Annotated in this window: 15 protein-coding genes; 3 read left to right on the forward strand and 12 right to left on the reverse strand. The window is 68.1% G+C overall.

Features of this window, described 5'->3' with window-relative positions:
* Positions 1-54: 54 nt before the first annotated feature.
* The 10 genes from ABIC63_RS27345 to ABIC63_RS27390 form a co-directional block, all read right to left on the reverse strand.
* On the reverse strand, positions 55-933 hold the full coding sequence (locus ABIC63_RS27345; protein WP_354322068.1) for a sugar phosphate isomerase/epimerase family protein: 879 nt from the start codon (positions 931-933) through the stop codon (positions 55-57).
* A complete protein-coding gene (locus ABIC63_RS27350; RefSeq protein ID WP_354322069.1) occupies positions 933-2,120 on the reverse strand; it encodes a dihydrodipicolinate synthase family protein in 1,188 nt (395 codons plus the stop codon). Before ABIC63_RS27350 ends, ABIC63_RS27345 begins: the two co-directional genes overlap by 1 nt.
* Before the next feature lie 25 nt (positions 2,121-2,145).
* Complete coding sequence (locus ABIC63_RS27355; protein ID WP_354322070.1) at positions 2,146-3,321, reverse strand: Gfo/Idh/MocA family protein; 1,176 nt, start codon at positions 3,319-3,321, stop codon at positions 2,146-2,148.
* 40 nt (positions 3,322-3,361) lie between these two features.
* On the reverse strand, positions 3,362-4,819 hold the full coding sequence (locus ABIC63_RS27360; protein ID WP_354322071.1) for a hypothetical protein: 1,458 nt from the start codon (positions 4,817-4,819) through the stop codon (positions 3,362-3,364).
* Positions 4,809-5,636: an ABC transporter ATP-binding protein gene (locus ABIC63_RS27365; RefSeq protein WP_354322072.1), complete on the reverse strand. Its 828-nt coding sequence runs from the start codon at positions 5,634-5,636 to the stop codon at positions 4,809-4,811. The genes ABIC63_RS27360 and ABIC63_RS27365 overlap by 11 nt, the downstream gene beginning before the upstream one ends.
* A gap of 31 nt (positions 5,637-5,667) precedes the next feature.
* A complete protein-coding gene (locus ABIC63_RS27370) occupies positions 5,668-6,666 on the reverse strand; it encodes an ABC transporter substrate-binding protein (RefSeq protein WP_354322073.1) in 999 nt (332 codons plus the stop codon).
* 49 nt (positions 6,667-6,715) lie between these two features.
* A complete protein-coding gene (locus ABIC63_RS27375) occupies positions 6,716-7,537 on the reverse strand; it encodes an ABC transporter permease (RefSeq protein WP_354322074.1) in 822 nt (273 codons plus the stop codon).
* Entirely contained in the window at positions 7,537-8,277 is a 741-nt protein-coding gene (locus ABIC63_RS27380) for a phytanoyl-CoA dioxygenase family protein (protein WP_294370302.1), read from the reverse strand. The genes ABIC63_RS27375 and ABIC63_RS27380 overlap by 1 nt, the downstream gene beginning before the upstream one ends.
* 64 nt (positions 8,278-8,341) lie before the next feature.
* Positions 8,342-9,319 carry a tripartite tricarboxylate transporter substrate binding protein gene (locus tag ABIC63_RS27385; RefSeq protein WP_354322075.1) on the reverse strand — a complete coding sequence of 326 codons (978 nt, stop codon included), beginning with the start codon at positions 9,317-9,319 and terminating at the stop codon, positions 8,342-8,344.
* 101 nt (positions 9,320-9,420) lie between these two features.
* Positions 9,421-10,065: a TetR/AcrR family transcriptional regulator gene (locus ABIC63_RS27390; protein WP_234194945.1), complete on the reverse strand. Its 645-nt coding sequence runs from the start codon at positions 10,063-10,065 to the stop codon at positions 9,421-9,423.
* A 102-nt stretch (positions 10,066-10,167) separates the two neighbouring features.
* Between ABIC63_RS27390 and ABIC63_RS27395 the strand changes: the two genes are divergently transcribed.
* Positions 10,168-11,874, forward strand: coding sequence for a thiamine pyrophosphate-binding protein (locus ABIC63_RS27395; protein WP_354322076.1), 1,707 nt, complete (start codon positions 10,168-10,170; stop codon positions 11,872-11,874).
* Positions 11,875-11,988: 114 nt separating this feature from the next.
* Here ABIC63_RS27395 and ABIC63_RS27400 read toward each other — a convergent pair whose 3' ends face one another.
* The gene (locus ABIC63_RS27400) at positions 11,989-12,387 is read right to left on the reverse strand and encodes an SWIB/MDM2 domain-containing protein (RefSeq protein ID WP_017757410.1); all 399 of its coding nucleotides are present in this window, start codon (positions 12,385-12,387) and stop codon (positions 11,989-11,991) included.
* A 160-nt stretch (positions 12,388-12,547) separates the two neighbouring features.
* On the reverse strand, positions 12,548-13,435 hold the full coding sequence (locus tag ABIC63_RS27405) for a DMT family transporter (protein ID WP_354322077.1): 888 nt from the start codon (positions 13,433-13,435) through the stop codon (positions 12,548-12,550).
* A 128-nt stretch (positions 13,436-13,563) separates the two neighbouring features.
* On the opposite strand from ABIC63_RS27405, the gene ABIC63_RS27410 reads away from it, so the two are divergent.
* Together ABIC63_RS27410 and aceA are read left to right on the forward strand one after the other, a co-directional pair.
* Positions 13,564-14,013 (forward strand): gamma-glutamylcyclotransferase family protein, encoded by a 450-nt coding sequence (locus ABIC63_RS27410; RefSeq protein WP_354322078.1) that lies wholly within the window; start codon positions 13,564-13,566, stop codon positions 14,011-14,013.
* Positions 14,014-14,352: 339 nt separating this feature from the next.
* Entirely contained in the window at positions 14,353-15,684 is a 1,332-nt protein-coding gene (gene aceA, locus ABIC63_RS27415) for an isocitrate lyase (RefSeq protein ID WP_043113209.1), read from the forward strand.
* Positions 15,685-15,833: the final 149 nt, after the last annotated feature.

The following is a 15,833-nucleotide window of genomic DNA, read 5'->3' on the forward strand; positions in this document are numbered from 1 at the left end:
CGGCCTCAATCCGTTCACCCTGGGCGCGTCGAAGGGCCGAACGGCGCGCGCCCCTCACACCACGCTGCGATGCCGCTCGATGCAGATGCGCAGCGTCTCTTCCCCGTCGCGCTGCCACCAGTCCTGCGTGGAGAAGATCTCCACCTCGCAGTGCCCCGCGTAGCCTGCCGCCTCGACCCAGCCGCGCAGCTGCTGCAGCTCGATCACCCCGTCGCCCATCATCCCGCGGTCGTTGAGCAGGTCGCGCGTGGGCGTGAGCCAGTCGCACACGTGGTAGGCCAGCAGGCGGTCCCGGCCAGCGCGTGCGGTCTGCGCTTCGAGCTTCGGATCCCACCAGCAGTGGTAGGCATCCAGCGCCACACCCAGCATGCCGGTGCGGCCCGGGTCCAGTTCATCGCAAAGATCCAGCGCCTGCTCCAGCGTGTTGACGCAGGCCCGTTCCGCGGCCTGCATCGGGTGCAGCGGCTCGATGGCCAGCGGCATGCCGACGCTGCGCGCGTACTCCAGCGAGGCCGCGATGCCATCGCGCACCTCGCCGCGGGCGCGGGCCATGTTCTTGTGGATCGGCTTGCCTTCCAGGGCGCCGGGCAGCGCGCCGACCACCAGCACCAGGCAGGGCGCATCCAGCGCCTTGGCCTCGTCGATGGCGCGGCGGTTGTCGTCCAGCGCGGCGCGCAGGCCGGCGGCGTCGGCCGCGGGATAGAAGCCGCCGCGGCAGTAGCCCGACAGCTCCATGTCCAGCGCCCGAAGCTGTCTGCCCACGGCCTCCAGGCCGGCCGCGGCCACCTGGTCGCGCCAGGGGCTGATGGCGCGGATGCCCTGCTCGGCGCACTGGTCGATGATGCGCGCCAGCGGCACCTCGGCGCCGCGCTGGCGGCGGAGGGTGGCGGTGTTGATCGACAGCCAGCGGCTGTCCTGCGACAGGTCGCGCATCAGCCCTCCACCCCGTGCGTGGCCAGCAGTGCCTTCATGCGCCGCACCGCCAGTTCCGGATCGGCCAGCAGGTGCGCCGCGTCGGCCAGGCGGAACAGCTCGGCCAGGTGCGGCAGCGAGCGCGTGCTCTGCTGCCCGCCCACCATGGTGAAGTGCGACTGGTGGCCGTTGAGCCAGGCCATGAAGACCACGCCCGTCTTGTAGAAGCGCGTGGGCGCCCGGAAGATGTGGCGCGACAGCGGCACCGTCGGCGCCAGGATCTCGTGGAAGCGCGCCGTGTCGCCCTGTGCCAGTGCGGCCAGCGCCGCGCTCGCTGCCGGCGCGATGGCGTCGAAGATGCCCAGCAGCGCATCGCTCTTGCCGTGTGTGGGTTCGGTGCCGGCGCCGTCGCCGGCGATCAGCTCGGCATAGTTGAAGTCGTCGCCGGTGTACATGCGCACGCCGGCGGGAAGCCGGCGGCGCATGGCGATCTCCTTGTCCTTGTCGAGCAGCGAGATCTTGATGCCATCGACCTTGTGCGGATGCGCGGCAATGATGCCCAGGGCCGTGTCCATGGCGGCATCCACATCGGTGGTGCCCCAGTAGCCGGCCAGCGCAGGGTCGAACATGTCGCCCAGCCAGTGCAGCACCACCGGCTGCTTCGCCTGGCTCAGCACCCGGTCGTACACGCGCTCATAGTCGGCGGGGCTCTTCGCCACGCGGGCCAGCGCGCGGCTGGCCATCACGATCAGCTTGCCGCCCAGGGCTTCGATGGCGGCCATCTGCGTCTCGTAGCCCCGGATCACGTCGTCCACGCTGCGCACCTCGGCCAGATCCAGGTGGTCGGTGCCGCAGCCGGAGGCGAGGAAGGCGCCCGGCACGTCGCGCGCGGCGTCGATGGAGCGGCCGATGAGTTCCAGCGACGTGGGCCAGTCCAGGCCCATGCCACGCTGGGCCGTGTCCATGGCCTCGGCCACGCCCAGGCCCAGCGACCACAGGTGGCGGCGGTAGGCCAGGGTGGCGTCCCAGTCGACGGCGCATTGCAGCCACGGGTCGATGGCCGCGAGCGGGTCGGCCACGACGTGCGCGGCCGAGTAGGCGATGCGGTTGAAGCGTGCGCCCGGCTGCGGCTGCACGGGCGCGGCGCCGCTGAGCGTGTAGGGGGCCAGGCGGCCGTCGGCGTCGGGCAGGCGAAGGGTCAGGGCCATGGCGTGTACCTCGGTTCGGCGACCATCAGACCTTGAGCGGCGGCACGTCGATCCAGCGCCGCTCCTTCCAGGAGTCGAGCGCGGCCTCCACCAGCTGCACGCCCTTGGCGCCTTCGGGCAGGGTCCACTTGTAGGGCGCGTCTTCCACCACGTGGCGGATGAAGTGTTCCCACTGGATCTTGAAGCCGTTGTCGTAGGTCTCGACGTCCGGGATCTCCTGCCACTGGTCGAAGAAGTTCATCGTCTGCTTGATGTCCGGGTTCCACACTGGCCGCGGCGTGGCCACGCGCGACTGGGCACGGCAGCTCTGCAGGCCGGCGACGGCCGAGCCCTCGGTGCCGTCGACGTGGAAGGTCACCAGGTCGTCGCGGCGCACGCGCGTGACCCAGCTCATGTTGATCTGCGCGATCACTGGCTCGCCGTTGTGGCCGGTGAGTTGGCAGGTGGCGTAGGCCGCGTCGTCGGCGGTGGCCTCGTACGGCTGGCCGGCCTCGTCCCAGCGCCTGGGGATGTGCGTGGTGCCCAGGCAGCTGACCGACTTCACCTCGCCGAAGAGGTTGTCGAGCACGTAGCGCCAGTGGCACATCATGTCCAGGATCATTCCGCCGCCGTCTTCCTTGCGGTAGTTCCAGCTGGGGCGCTGGATGGGCTGCAGGTCGCCTTCGAACACCCAGTAGCCGAACTCCAGCCGCACCGACAGCATGCGGCCGAAGAAGCCGGCGCGGCGCAGCATGTCCAGCTTGCGCAGGCCGGGCAGGAAGAGCTTGTCCTGCACGGCGCCGTGCTTGATGCCTTTGGTGCGACCGGCCTCGTCGGCCAGGCGCGCGATCTCCACCGCCTCGTTGAGGTTGGTGGCGATGGGCTTCTCGCAGTACACGTGCTTGCCGGCGCGGATGGCCTTGGCCAGCAGCTGGGGGCGCATCTGCGTGGTGCCTGCGTCGAAGAAGACGGTGTCGTCCGCGTTGGCGAGCGCGGCATCCAGGTCGGTGCCCCAGCGCTCGATGCCATGGGCGCGGGCCAGCGCCGCGATCTTGTCGGCATTGCGGCCGATGAGGATGGGGTCTGGCATCACGCGGTCGCCGTTGGCGAGTTGGACACCGCCCTGCGCGCGGATGGCGCAGATGGAGCGGATCAGGTGCTGGTTCATGCCCATGCGTCCGGTGACGCCGTGCATGATCAGTCCGAGTCGTTGTGTGGCCATGGAAGGCTCCTCTCTAGAAATGGCAAGGGAAAGGGGCGGCTCAGACCATCGACGGCGCGTGGTCGAGCGGTGCGAGATGGTCGAAGTCGGGCAGGGCGCCGGTGGCAAAGCCAGGCTGGGCGAACAGCGAGTCCAGCGCGATGGCGCCCTCGCGGATCGCCAGCCGGGGCCGGCCGGCGCTGCACTCGTACAGATCGGGGTGGGCCTTGGCAAAGGCCTGGGCTTCGGCATCCGGTGCGGTACCGAAGCCATCCACGTAGTGGTGGCCGTTGCGCTCCGCATGCGTGAGGCCGAGCAGGGCGGCCCAGGCCAGGTCCTGCTGGACCGACAGGCCGGCCTGGCAGGTGAGGTCTTCGGCCGAAAGGAAAGGCGGCGTGCCATGGGCGCTCGCCTGCTGCTCGCGGCGCGCGCGATTGGCCAGTGCCTTCCAGATGCCTTTGCAGCCTTTGCTGGAGATGCCGGCCCAGCCTGCGGCGCGCGCCTGCACGAAGCTGCCCAGCGCGGCATCGCCCTCGTCCAGCAGCAGCGGAACGGGCAGGCGCAATGCCGCCAGACCGTCGACGAAGCTGCCGTCGCGCGGCAGCGGCTGCTCCAGGTAGAGCAGTGCCTGCGGCCGCTGCGCCACGCGCGGCAGCGTGCGCAGGCCGTCGGCCAGTTGCGCCAGGCGGTCGATGTCGGCGTATTGTTCGTTGCCGTCGAGCGTGTAGCGGTGCTGCGGGCAGAGGCGGTCCAGCACAGCCAGCACGGCGTCCAGCCGGTCGAGGTCGGCCTGCGGGTCGCCGCCGAGCTTGATCTTGAAGAAGCGGTGGCCGTAGCGGCGGATCACCGCGGGCAGGGTGGCGGGCAGTGCCTGGGCGTCGACGCCGGCCGGCTCTTCGTCCAGCGCATCGAGCATGCCGATGGTGTGGCGGGCCTGCAGCGTGGCAGCCGGATGGCGCGTGCGCAGCCAGCCGTTCCAGTCCCAGCCGGCCAGGTCGGGCAGCAGGGGCGTGTCGGCCAGGCCCGGCAGGTTGCGCGCCAGGGCCTCGTGCACCGGCAACCCGGCGGCGCGGCACAGGGCGTCGAGCACGGCGCGGTCCAGCACGGCCTGGCCGAAGGTGGTGCTCAGGGCGGTCTCGCCAGCGGATCGGCCTGCAGCGGCCAGGACGCCGCAGTGCCGCTCGAAGAGGCCGAAGGCGCTGGCCGCCTTGTCGTTCTCGTAGGCTTGCGCGGCACGAGTGAAGGCGGTGGCCAGGTCGGCGATGTTGTGGGCGGCATCGCGCTCGGAGCGCTTGTCGAACCAGCGCGGCACCATCATTTCGGCGGCATGGCCGAATGCGCTGCCGTGGCCGGCCACCTCGACCTCGGCCCGCACGAAGAGCTGCGGGCAGCGGGTGAGCGTGACCTGCCCGAAGCGGAAGGGCAGGCGCAGCCGCATGTCGCGCACGCCGGCCTCCACCCGCCGCACGCGCAGCGGCAGACCGACGCCGGCCGACGAAGAACCCGCCTCAGTGCGCATCCAGGTGGCCCTGCGCGTAGAAGTGCGCGCGTAGCTGGCGCGCGTAGGCGGCGAAGGCCTCGGTGCCCATGACGTCCAGCGGACGGGGGCGTGGCAGGTCGATGTCGTAGGTGGCGGCGATGCGGCCGGGCCGCTCGCTCATCACCAGCACGCGGTCGGACAGGAACACCGCCTCCGGAATGCTGTGGGTGATCAGCAGCACCGTCTTGCCCGAGGCCTGCCAGATGCGCTGCAGCTCCAGGTTCATGCGCTCGCGGGTCATGGCGTCCAGCGCACCGAAGGGCTCGTCCATCAGCAGCACGGGCGGGTCGTGCAGCAGGGCGCGCAGGATGGCCACGCGCTGCTGCATGCCGCCCGACAACTGCCACGGGTACTTGTGCTCGAAGCCTTGCAGGCCCGCCATGGCGATCAGCGACTCGGCCCGCTGGCGGGCCGCGGCCATGGGCATGCCGCGGATCTCGGCCTGCAGCAGGATGTTGTCGATCACCCTGCGCCAGGGCAGCAGCAGTGCGCTCTGGAACACGATGCCGACGTCGGTCTGCGGTCCGGTCACCGGCTTGCCCGCCAGCCGCAGCTCGCCGCCGGAGATGGGCAGCAGGCCCGCCACCATCTTCATCAGGGTGCTCTTGCCGCAGCCTGAAGGCCCCACCACCGAGACGAACTCGCCGGCGCGGATCTGGAAGTCCAGCGGCCGCAGCGTCTCGACCTCGCCCTCGCGGGTGCGGTAGACCTTGCGCACGCCGCGACCCTCGATCAGCACCCGGCCCGCGTGTGTGCCGGGAGCCAGCGGAACGACGTTGGACGGCACGGCACTCATGGATTCGCCTTCGGGGTGGCCAATGCCGCGCTCATTGCGGCAGGAAGTCGTTGGTGACCCAGTCCTGGGCCTTGCCGCGCTGGGCAGCGTCGAGGCCGCCGTACTGCACGAGCAGGTCGAGCGACTCGTCGATGTCCTTCATCGAGGCGCGCAGCGGCCGCAGCTTCTGCGTGTCGGCCGTGTGATAGAGCGGCGTGGTGAGCTTGATGCCGATGATCAAGGTGTCGCGCTGGCCGGCCTTGCTGTTGGCCTTGAGCATCGCATCGATGGCGGCCTCCGGCTCCTTCTCTGTGGCTTCGAAGGCACGCGTGGTGGCGCGCATGAAGCGCCGCACCAGATCGCCTTTGTTGGCCAGCGTGTCCTTGTGGGTCACGATGCCCGAGCTGATCAGGTTGACCCCGTAGTCGGCGAAGCGGATGACCTGCACCGGCTTCTTGGTGGCGTCCTGCACCTTGATGTTCTGGTCCATCAGGTAGCCCAGCAGCAGGTCGGCCTGGCCGTGGATCACGGCGTTGAGCTTGGTCTGCGCATCGCCGGAGACCACCTTGTACTGGCCTTCCTGCAGGCCGGTTTTCTTCAGGAACAGCGGCCAGATCTGGCTCATCGAATCGCCGGGCGTCATGGCCACCGTCTTGCCGACGATGTCCTTGGGCGTCTTGATGTTCTTCTCGGCCAGGCCCATCACCGACATGGGGCTGACCTGCAGGGCCACGCCCACCGCCTTGACCGGCGCGCCCTTGGTGGCGGCCTTGATCATGGTCGGCACGTCCACGTAGCCGAAGGTGGCCGAGTTGGCCGCCACAGCCTGGATCGAGACCGCGGACCCGCGGCCCTCCTGGATGTCGAGGTCGATGCCCTCGTCCGCGTAGAAGCCGCGCTCCTTGCCGATGAAGAAGGGCGCGTGTTCGCTGTACACGTACCAGTTCAGGAGCAGCGTGACCTTGTCGCGCTGCTGGGCGAGGGCAGGCGCAGCCAGGCTGGCGGCCAGGGCGGCGGTGGCCGCCGCGCGCAGAAGATGTCGACGTTCCATGCGAAGTGTCTCCTTGAGGGGTTGCGAAGGCGAAAGGGTGCGGCGCCGATCAGGCCGTGGCTTGCAGGTCGTGGCGCTGCGAGGCGTGCCAGGGCATGAGCCAGCGCTCCACCACCTCGACCGCCAGGAACAGCAGCACGCCCATCATCGAAAGCACCACCAGCGCCGCGAACATCAGCGGCAGGTCGAAGGTGCCCGTGGCGCGCTGCAGCACGAAGCCGATGCCGGAGTTGGCGCCGACGAATTCGCCCACCACCGCGCCCACGACGGCCAGCGTGACCGACACCTTCAGGCCGCTGAAGATGGCCGGCAGGGCCTGCGGCAACCGGAACTTGAGGAAGATCTTGAGCGGGTTGGCGCCCATCGAGCGGGCCAGGTCGATCACGTCCGGCTCGACCGACTTGAAGCCCTGCACCGTGGAAACGACCACAGGGAAGAAGCCCAGCAGGAAGGCGGCGATCACCTTGGGCACGAGGCCGAAGCCGAACCACACGACGAACAGCGGCGCGACCGCCACCTTGGGCACGGACTGCGAGAACACCAGCAGCGGGTAGACGAAGCTCTCGACCGTGCGCGAATAGGCGATCCACATCGCGATCGGAACGCCGATCACCGCGGAGGCGATGAAGCCACCCAGCGTGGCATAGAGCGTGGGCAGGCTCTGCTGCAGCAGCATGGGCCACTCGGCCACCAGTTGCTTGACCACGGCGGCCGGGGGCGGGATCAGGTAGGGGGGGATCGAGAAGATGCGCACGGCCAGGTCCCACAGCAACAGCAGCAGCACGAGCAGCCAGACGGGGCGCGTGGCCGGATGCATGAGCCAGCGTTGCAGCTCGAAGCGCGGGCGGGCAGAGGGGGGCGATCCATCCATCACGACACCTGCAGCTTCAGCGAGTGGTCATAGGGCAGGGCCGGCTTCGCGAAATGGTTGGTGTTGCTCACGAAGTGCAGCGCGCAGGCCCGGCGCCAGTGGCGGCTCTGGTTGGGGCCGGAGTAGTGGAAGGTGTTGCCATGGTGGAAGCTCACCCCGCCTTTGCGCACCGGCGCGGGGGTCATCGGCTGGCGGTCCAGGATCTCGTGCGGCACCTGCAGGTTGTAGGGCTCGTTCTCCGGCGCGAAGTGTTCGTACACCGGCCCCAGGTTGGTGCCGTCGCCGTAGTAGAGGCAGCCGTTCTCCAGCGTGGCATCGTCCAGGGCGATCCAGGCGGTCACCATGCCCTCCGGATCCTCGGGGCCGAAGTAGAAGTTGTCCTGGTGCGCTGGCTTGGGGCCACCCCCTTCGGGCGGCTTGAAGAAGATCTGGCTGAAGTACACCGACACGCCCGGGCCGATCAGCGTCTCCACCAGATCGAGCAGTCGTCGGTCGCGCGCCAGGGCCTGCACGGCCATGCGCTGGGTGTGGGGGTTGTCCAGCTTGCGCAACACGGTGCGGGCCTGAACGCCGCCGTCGACGTACCAGGCGCGCTGCTCGGGCGGCAGGGCGCCCAGGAAGGACTCGCCCCAGGCCTCGATGTCGTGCACCACGGCATCCATCTCGGTCGGGGTGAACACGCCATTGACCGTCAGGTGGCCATGGTGCCGGTAATAGGCGGCGTCGTACGCGTCCATCATGGGACTTCGCTCCTCGAGGTTTGGAAGGCGGAAGGGGCCGGGGCGGCGGCGCCGCCGCCGTACGTCACTGCTGGGCCGCCAGGCCGGCGGCCTTGACCACCGAAGCGTTGCTGGCGATCTCGTCCTTGATGTAGGCGTCGAACTGCTCGGGCTTGAGCGTCCAGGTGTCGGCGCCCAGCTTGGCGAAGCGCTCCTTGACCTCGGGCGTGGCCAGGGCCTTGAGCACCTCGGCATGCAGCCGCTCGATCACGGGGCGCGGTGTCTTGGCCGGGGCCATCATGCCGATCCAGAAGTTGAATTCGGAGCCGGGCACGCCGGCTTCGGCCGTGGTCGGCACGTCGGGCAGGGCGCTGGCGCGTTGCGGCGATCCTACCGCCAGGGCCAGCAACTGGCCTTCGCGGATCTGCCCGATCACGGGCGCGATGGGCGAGAAGTAGTAGTCGACGCGGCCGGCCAGCACCTCGGTGACGGCCTCGGCCGAGCCCTTGAAGGGAATGTTGGTCGCAGCTATGCGCGCCGCCAGCTTGAACTTCTCGGCATTGAGGTGCGTGGCGCTGCCCTGGCCGGCCGAGGCGAAGTTGAGCTTGTCCGGCTGGGCGCGCGCGGCGGCCAGCAGATCGCCCAGCGTGCGGTAGCCCTTCTGCGGCGACACCACCAGCGCATTCGACAGCGAGGAGATCGGTGTCACGCCCGCAAAGTCGCGCACCGTGTCGAAGGGCAGCTTGGCGAAGGTGGACGGGCTGACGGTGTGCGAGGACGAATGGATCATCACCGTGTAGCCGTCCGGCGCGGCCGAGGCGACGGCCGCCTGCCCGATGGTGCCGCTCGCGCCGCCGCGGTTGTCGATGACCAGCTGCTGGCCCATGCTCTGGCTCATCTTGTCGGTGATGGCGCGGGCAATGATGTCGGTGGTGCTGCCGGCCGCGAAGGGCACGATCACGCGGATCGGCTTGCTGGGGTAGGCGGCCTCGGCCAGCGCGGGCACCGGGGCGACGGACAGGGTGAAAGCGGCCGCCAGGGCGGCGCCGGCAACGAAGCGCATCGGTCTTGTCTCCTGTTTTTATTCACCAATTGGTGAATTTAGGAGATTCTGTCTCCGAGGCTCTCGCGCCGTCAACGCGTCCTCGTCGGTAGATACCCGGGTCAGTGCATCAGGTAGCCCAGCACCAGTTCCGTCATGTGCGACAGCCGCTGCGCCATGGCCTTGGGCGCGCGCAGGTCACGCCCGAAGATGGCCGAGAGCGTGTGGTTGTTCGACAGGTAGAAGTAGCACAGCGAGGCGATCGAGATGTAGAGCTGGATGGGGTCAACGCCCGCGCGGAAGACGCCCGAACGGCGGCCTCGCTCGACCACGCCGTCCAGCAGCTGCACCAGCGGCGAGTTCATCTCCTGGATGCGGTCGGAGCGGCGCAGATGCTCGGCGCGGTGCAGGTTCTCGCTGTTGAGCAGGGTGATGAACTCCGGATGCTCCAGGTAGTAGTGCCAGGTGAAGGAGATCAGGCGCCGCACCGCCTCCACCGGTTCGACCTCGTCCAGGTGCAGCTGCTGCTCGGCCGTCCGGATGTCGGCATAGACGCGTTCGAGCACGGCCAGGAACAGGTCGTCCTTGCTGCCGAAGTAGTAGTAGATGAGGCGCTTGTTCACATCGGCGCGTTCGGCGATACGGTCCATCCGTGCGCCGGCAAGGCCGTGTCCGGCGAACTCCTCGCGCGCAGCCAGCAGGATGGCGGCCTGCGAGCGGTCGGCATCGCGCAGGCGCGTTTCGGAGAGGGTGGGATCGTCGCTCATCTTCTAATTCACTATATGGTTAACTAAGCGCGCCGGCAACGCGGGCTGCCGATAATCGCCCAACTTTCTGCAGCTTCCGGCGCCCGCGCCTCACTTCACCTCATGACCGCTTCCCGTCCCGCCGGCCATCTGCTGGTCGAATGCCTCGTCGCCCAAGGTGTTTCCCATGTGTTCGGCGTGCCGGGCGAAAGCTTTCTGGCGGCGCTCGACGGCTTCCATGACCACGAGGCGCAGATCCGCTTCGTGGCCTGCCGGCAGGAAGGCGGTGCCGCCTTCATGGCCGAGGCCCACGGCAAGCTGAGCGGGCGTCCGGGCGTGTGCTTCGTGACGCGCGGGCCGGGCGCCACCAACGCATCCATCGGCGTGCATACCGCCTTCCAGGATTCGACGCCGATGGTGCTGCTGGTCGGGGATGTGGGCAGCGATTTCCGCGACCGCGAGGCCTTCCAGGAGGTGGACTTCGCCAGTTTCTTCGGTCCCAGCACGAAGGGTTTCGCCAAGCGGGTCGAGCGCGTGGACGATGCCGATCGCTTGCCGGAGTACGTGGCCCGTGCCTTCGCGACCGCGATGAGCGGCCGCCCGGGCCCGGTGGTGTTGGTGCTGCCCGAGGACATGCTGCGGGCGCCCACGACTGCCCGTCCGTCGCCGCGCGTCGAACCGCCGCAGGCCTGGGCCGACCCGGGCGCGCTTCGCACCCTGCGCACGATGCTGCTGGCCGCCGAGCGGCCGCTCGTCATTGTGGGCGGTGGTGGCTGGACGCCGCAGGCCGCCCAGGCGCTGCAGCGCTTTGCCGAGAACTGGCAACTGCCGGTGGCCAATGCCTTCCGCTTCCAGGACACCTTCGACAACCACCATCCGCTCTACGCCGGCGACGTGGGCATCGCCATCAACCCGCGCCTGGCGGCGCATGTGCGCGAGAGTGACCTCGTGATCGCCATCGGTCCGCGGCTGGGCGAGATGACCACGGGCGGCTACACGCTGCTGGAGGCGCCGCGAAGTCGCCCGAAGCTGGTGCATTTCCACGCCAGCGGGGAAGAGCTTCACCGCGTGTACCAGGCCGACTTGGCGTTCAACACCACCATGAATGCCGCGGCCCGTGCGCTGGAAGTGCTGACCGCCCCGCCGGAGGTGCCTTGGGCCGGCTGGGCGCAGCAGCTGCACGCCAGCTATGAGGCCAACCTGGTGCCGCAACCACTGCCCGGCCCTGTCGACATGGCCGCCATCGTCGGCGTCGTGCAGAAGCGCCTGCCCGCCGATGCGGTGGTGACCAATGGCGCCGGCAACTTCGCCAGCTGGATGCACCGCTTTTTTCGCCACCATGGCCTGGCCAAGGGCTTCAAGACGCAGCTCGCGCCCACCAGCGGCGCGATGGGCTACGGCGTGCCGGCGGGCATCGCCGCCAGCATCGTGTCGGGCCGGGTGGCCTTCACCGTGGCGGGCGACGGCGACTTTCTGATGAACGGCCAGGAACTGGCCACGGCCATGCAGCACGGTGGCCGCAGCATCGTGGTGCTGCTCAACAACGGCATGTTCGGCACCATCCGCATGCACCAGGAGCGCGAGTACCCCACGCGCATCAGCGGGACGGCCCTGGGCAATCCGGATTTCTGCGCACTCGCCCGCGCCTACGGCTATGCGGCGGAACGCGTGACGCGCACAGAGGACTTCGAGGCGGCGTTGTTGCGCGCGCTGGAGGCGCCGACCGGCACGCTGATCGAGATTCCGCTCGACCCCGAAGTGATCACTACGCGCACGACGCTCGGCGCGATCCGGGAGGCTGCCATCGCCAAGGGCGCGGCTGCTGGCTGACGTGCTGAACGGCCGGGTGTCGGCTTTTTCGATCCAGGCCCACTGTCAGGCCCGATAGGCAAAGAAAAAGGGACGTGCATTGCACGTCCCTTTCTGCTGGCCGGAAGGCGCGTCTTACTTGACGTGCGAGCCGATCAGCGAGGCCAGTTCGAACATCGAGACCTGGGCCTTGCCGAAGATTTCCTTCAGCTTGGCGTCGGCGTTGATCATCCGCTTGTTGGCCTTGTCCTGCAGGTTGTTCTTCTTGATGTAGTCCCACAGCTTGCTCACGATGGCAGTGCGGGGCAGCGGGGTGCTGCCGACCACGGCGGCCAGCGCGGGGCTGGGGGTGAGGGCCTTCATGAAGGCGGCGTTGGGGGTGCGCTTGGCCGCGACCTTCTTGGCGGCCGCCTTCTTCGCCGGTGCGGCGGCCGTCTTGGCTGGAGCCGCCTTCTTCGCCGGGGCCGCCTTCTTGGCGGGCGCGGCGGCCTTCTTCGCCGGCGCCTTGGCCGGAGCTTTCTTTGCAGTTGCCATGGTTGAGTCCTTGTCGTTGGATAGATGCAGTCTTCCCAATGAAAACGGTGTCTTCCTGGGTGTCCCTGATGCTAATGGAGAAGAAACGCCTTTCCAAGGGAGAACAAGGCTTTTCAAAGGGGCGCGTTGCTTTTTTCCGAGAGAAACAGGCCCGCGTCGCTCAAAGCTGCGTTTGCGTCGTCCGGCTGCTGCGCGAAGGCCATGTGGCCAGCACGACGCCGGCCAGCGCGGCAGCAAAGGCCAACAGTTGCAACGCCGACAGCGACTCGCCGAGCACGAACACGCCCACGAGCGCCGCCGCCACCGGCAACATCACCGTGAACACACCGGCCTGCGAGGCTGGCACGCCGCCCTTCAGTCCGGTCATCCAGAGCCACACCGTCCAGATGCTGGCCGCCAGGGCGTAGGCCACCAGCAGCATCCACATGCCCGCCGGAACCGCGGCGAAGTCGAAGTGCCAGGCCAGCGCGACGCCAAACGGGGTGCTCAGCGCAAAGCCCCACAGGTTGATCAGTGCGGAGATGCGGCGAGGCCCCAGCCGACCCGTGAGCGATTTGCCGATGACCGCATAGGCCGCTTCGCACAGCACCGCGCAGAACACCAGCAGGTTGCCGAGCCACGGCATGGCAGGCCCACCACCCGTGGCATCCGCATGGGCCTGATGGGGTGCCAGCGCCAGCAGGCCGATGCCCGCGGCGGCGCAGCCGATGGCTGCCACCACCCGCGCGCCGATGCGCTCGCGCAGGAACAGCCAACTGCCGATGGCCACCATCGCGGGAATGGCCGCCATGATCACGCCCGCCGAGACCGCGCTCGTCATGCGCACACCGAACAGCATGAAGATGGAGAAGAGGAAGTTGCCGAGGAAGGATTCGAGGAACACCAGCCCGCGCGTTCGCCCGGTTATCGGCTGCTCGTCGGCGGGCTTGCGCAGCCAGTGCGGCATCGCGAGTGCGGCGATGCCGAAGCGCAGCCAGGCTAGCAGCAGCACGGGAAAGGTCGCCACCAGTGGCTTGGACAGCGCCACATAGCTGCCGACGAGCGTCATGCTGAGCGCCAGGCAACCATAGGAAAGCAGGCGATGGGACGAGGTCGGCGCAGAGGAGGGCGTCACTAGACTGTTCTTTCTTTCCTTCATGCCCCGCGCTAGCGCTTGCGCGCGCGGGGCGGTCGATCATGCCTGAGCCCCTGAACACCTTCCTTCCGGATCGCTCCCCGGCGCAGCCACGCACCGTGTTCGTCTATGGCACCTTGCGGCGCGGGGGCAGCAATGACATCCATCGCTTCGGACCACCGGCCCCGCGCTTCGGCGGCACAGGCTGCATCGCCGGTGTACTGCACGACCTGGGGCCGTATCCGGGTGTGGTACTCGGGGGAGTCGGCCTGGTCGTAGGCGAGGTGTACGAGGTCGCGCCGGAGGTCGAGCGCGCACTCGATGCGCTGGAGGAGGTCCAGGGTGACGACGAAGGCGAGTACCGCCGGCGCCACGTGTCGGTTGCGCTCAACGGGGGCCGGCAGGTCACGTGCCTGGTCTACGAGATCCATCCCCGGCATGTCCGCGGGACGCCGGTGATTCCTTCCGGCGACTGGATCACGCATTGGCAGGCGCGACAAGGGCGTGGATGAGCGATGGCTCCATGAGGTCAAGGCTCCGTCTTTTTGCCCGCGGTGCACCTGTGGGTTTACGCGTGGCCGCCGTTCGATGGCCAGGGGCTTCGCCTTCCACGCAAGGAAAAGGCATTTCTCATGGTGAGATGAGGCGGTGGACGGACGCACTTTCGTCTTTCATGACAAAGAAGTTGATTTCTTGATGCGGAATTCGTTCTCTAACTCATTGAATTCATTGGATTAAAAAAAGTCTTATATAAGACATAAGACACAAGAGGTGCTCGTACAGTAGAGGCCAAGCAGCGATCTCGCCGCCGAGCCTTCCGACCACGCATTGCAACCTTGGAGTCCAGCACCATGCCTCAAGCCATCACCGAACAACTCAGCCGCGACCAGCAAATCAGCGCCCTCGAGAAGGACTGGGCGACCAACCCGCGCTGGAAGGGCGTGAAGCGTGGCTACAGCGCCGCCGACGTGGTCCGCCTGCGCGGCTCGGTGCCGATCGAATACACGCTGGCCCAGCGCGGCGCCGAGAAGCTGTGGGAGAAGATCAACGGCGGTGCCAAGAAGGGCTACGTCAACGCCTTCGGCGCCATCACCGCAGGCCAGGCCATGCAGCAGGCCAAGGCCGGCCTGGAGGCCGTGTACCTGTCGGGCTGGCAGGTCGCTGCCGACGGCAACACATCCGAGACCATGTATCCCGACCAGTCGCTCTACGCGTACGACTCGGTGCCCACCATGGTCCGCCGCATCAACAACACCTTCAAGCGTGCCGACGAGATCCAGTGGGGCCGTGGCATCAACCCCGGCGATGCGGAGTTCGTCGACTACTTCCTGCCCATCGTGGCCGATGCCGAAGCCGGCTTTGGCGGCGTGCTCAACGCCTTCGAGCTGATGAAGAACATGATCGCGGCCGGCGCTGCAGGCGTGCACTTCGAAGACCAGCTGGCCGCCGTCAAGAAGTGCGGCCACATGGGCGGCAAGGTGCTGGTGCCCACGCAGGAGGCCGTCGAGAAGCTGATCGCCGCGCGTTTTGCCGCTGACGTGATGGGTGTGCCTTCGATCGTGCTGGCCCGCACGGACGCCGAGGCTGCCAACCTGATCACCAGCGACCACGACGCCAACGACAAGCCCTTCCTGACGGGCGAACGCACGCAGGAAGGTTTCTTCCGCGTCAAGAACGGCCTGGAGCAGTCCATCAGCCGCGGCGTCGCCTACGCGCCCTATGCCGACTTGGTGTGGTGCGAGACCGGTGTGCCCGACATCGGCTTCGCCCGCGAGTTCGCCCAGGCCGTGCATGCCGCCTGCCCAGGCAAGCTGCTGAGCTACAACTGCTCGCCCTCGTTCAACTGGAAGAAGAACCTGAACGAAAAGCAGATTGCCTCGTTCCAGGAAGACCTGTCGGCCCTCGGCTACAAGTTCCAGTTCATCACGCTGGCCGGCATCCACATCAACTGGTTCCAGACCTTCCAGTTCGCCCATGCCTATGCCCGCGGCGAAGGCATGAAGCACTACACCGAGATGGTGCAGGAGCCCGAGTTCGCCGCGCGCGAGAAGGGCTACACCTTCGTGTCGCACCAGCAGGAGGTCGGCGCTGGTTATTTCGATGACGTGACCACCGTCATCCAGGGCGGCTCGTCCAGCGTGAAGGCGCTGACGGGCTCGACGGAGGAAGAGCAGTTCCACTGATCGGTTCAGCAGGTTTGCTCAGGGAGCAGGGCTCGGCCACTGGCCGGGCCCTTTTTGCTTCTGGCGTGCGGGTTTGGGCGCGCGCTGGACTGGCGCGGCCTCTTGTGGCCTGCGAAAGCGCCTTCATCCTTTTTGGCAGTGCGTTGTGC

It is taken from the genome of Pseudacidovorax sp. 1753 (assembly GCF_040544975.1).
Lineage (GTDB): Bacteria > Pseudomonadota > Gammaproteobacteria > Burkholderiales > Burkholderiaceae_C > Xenophilus.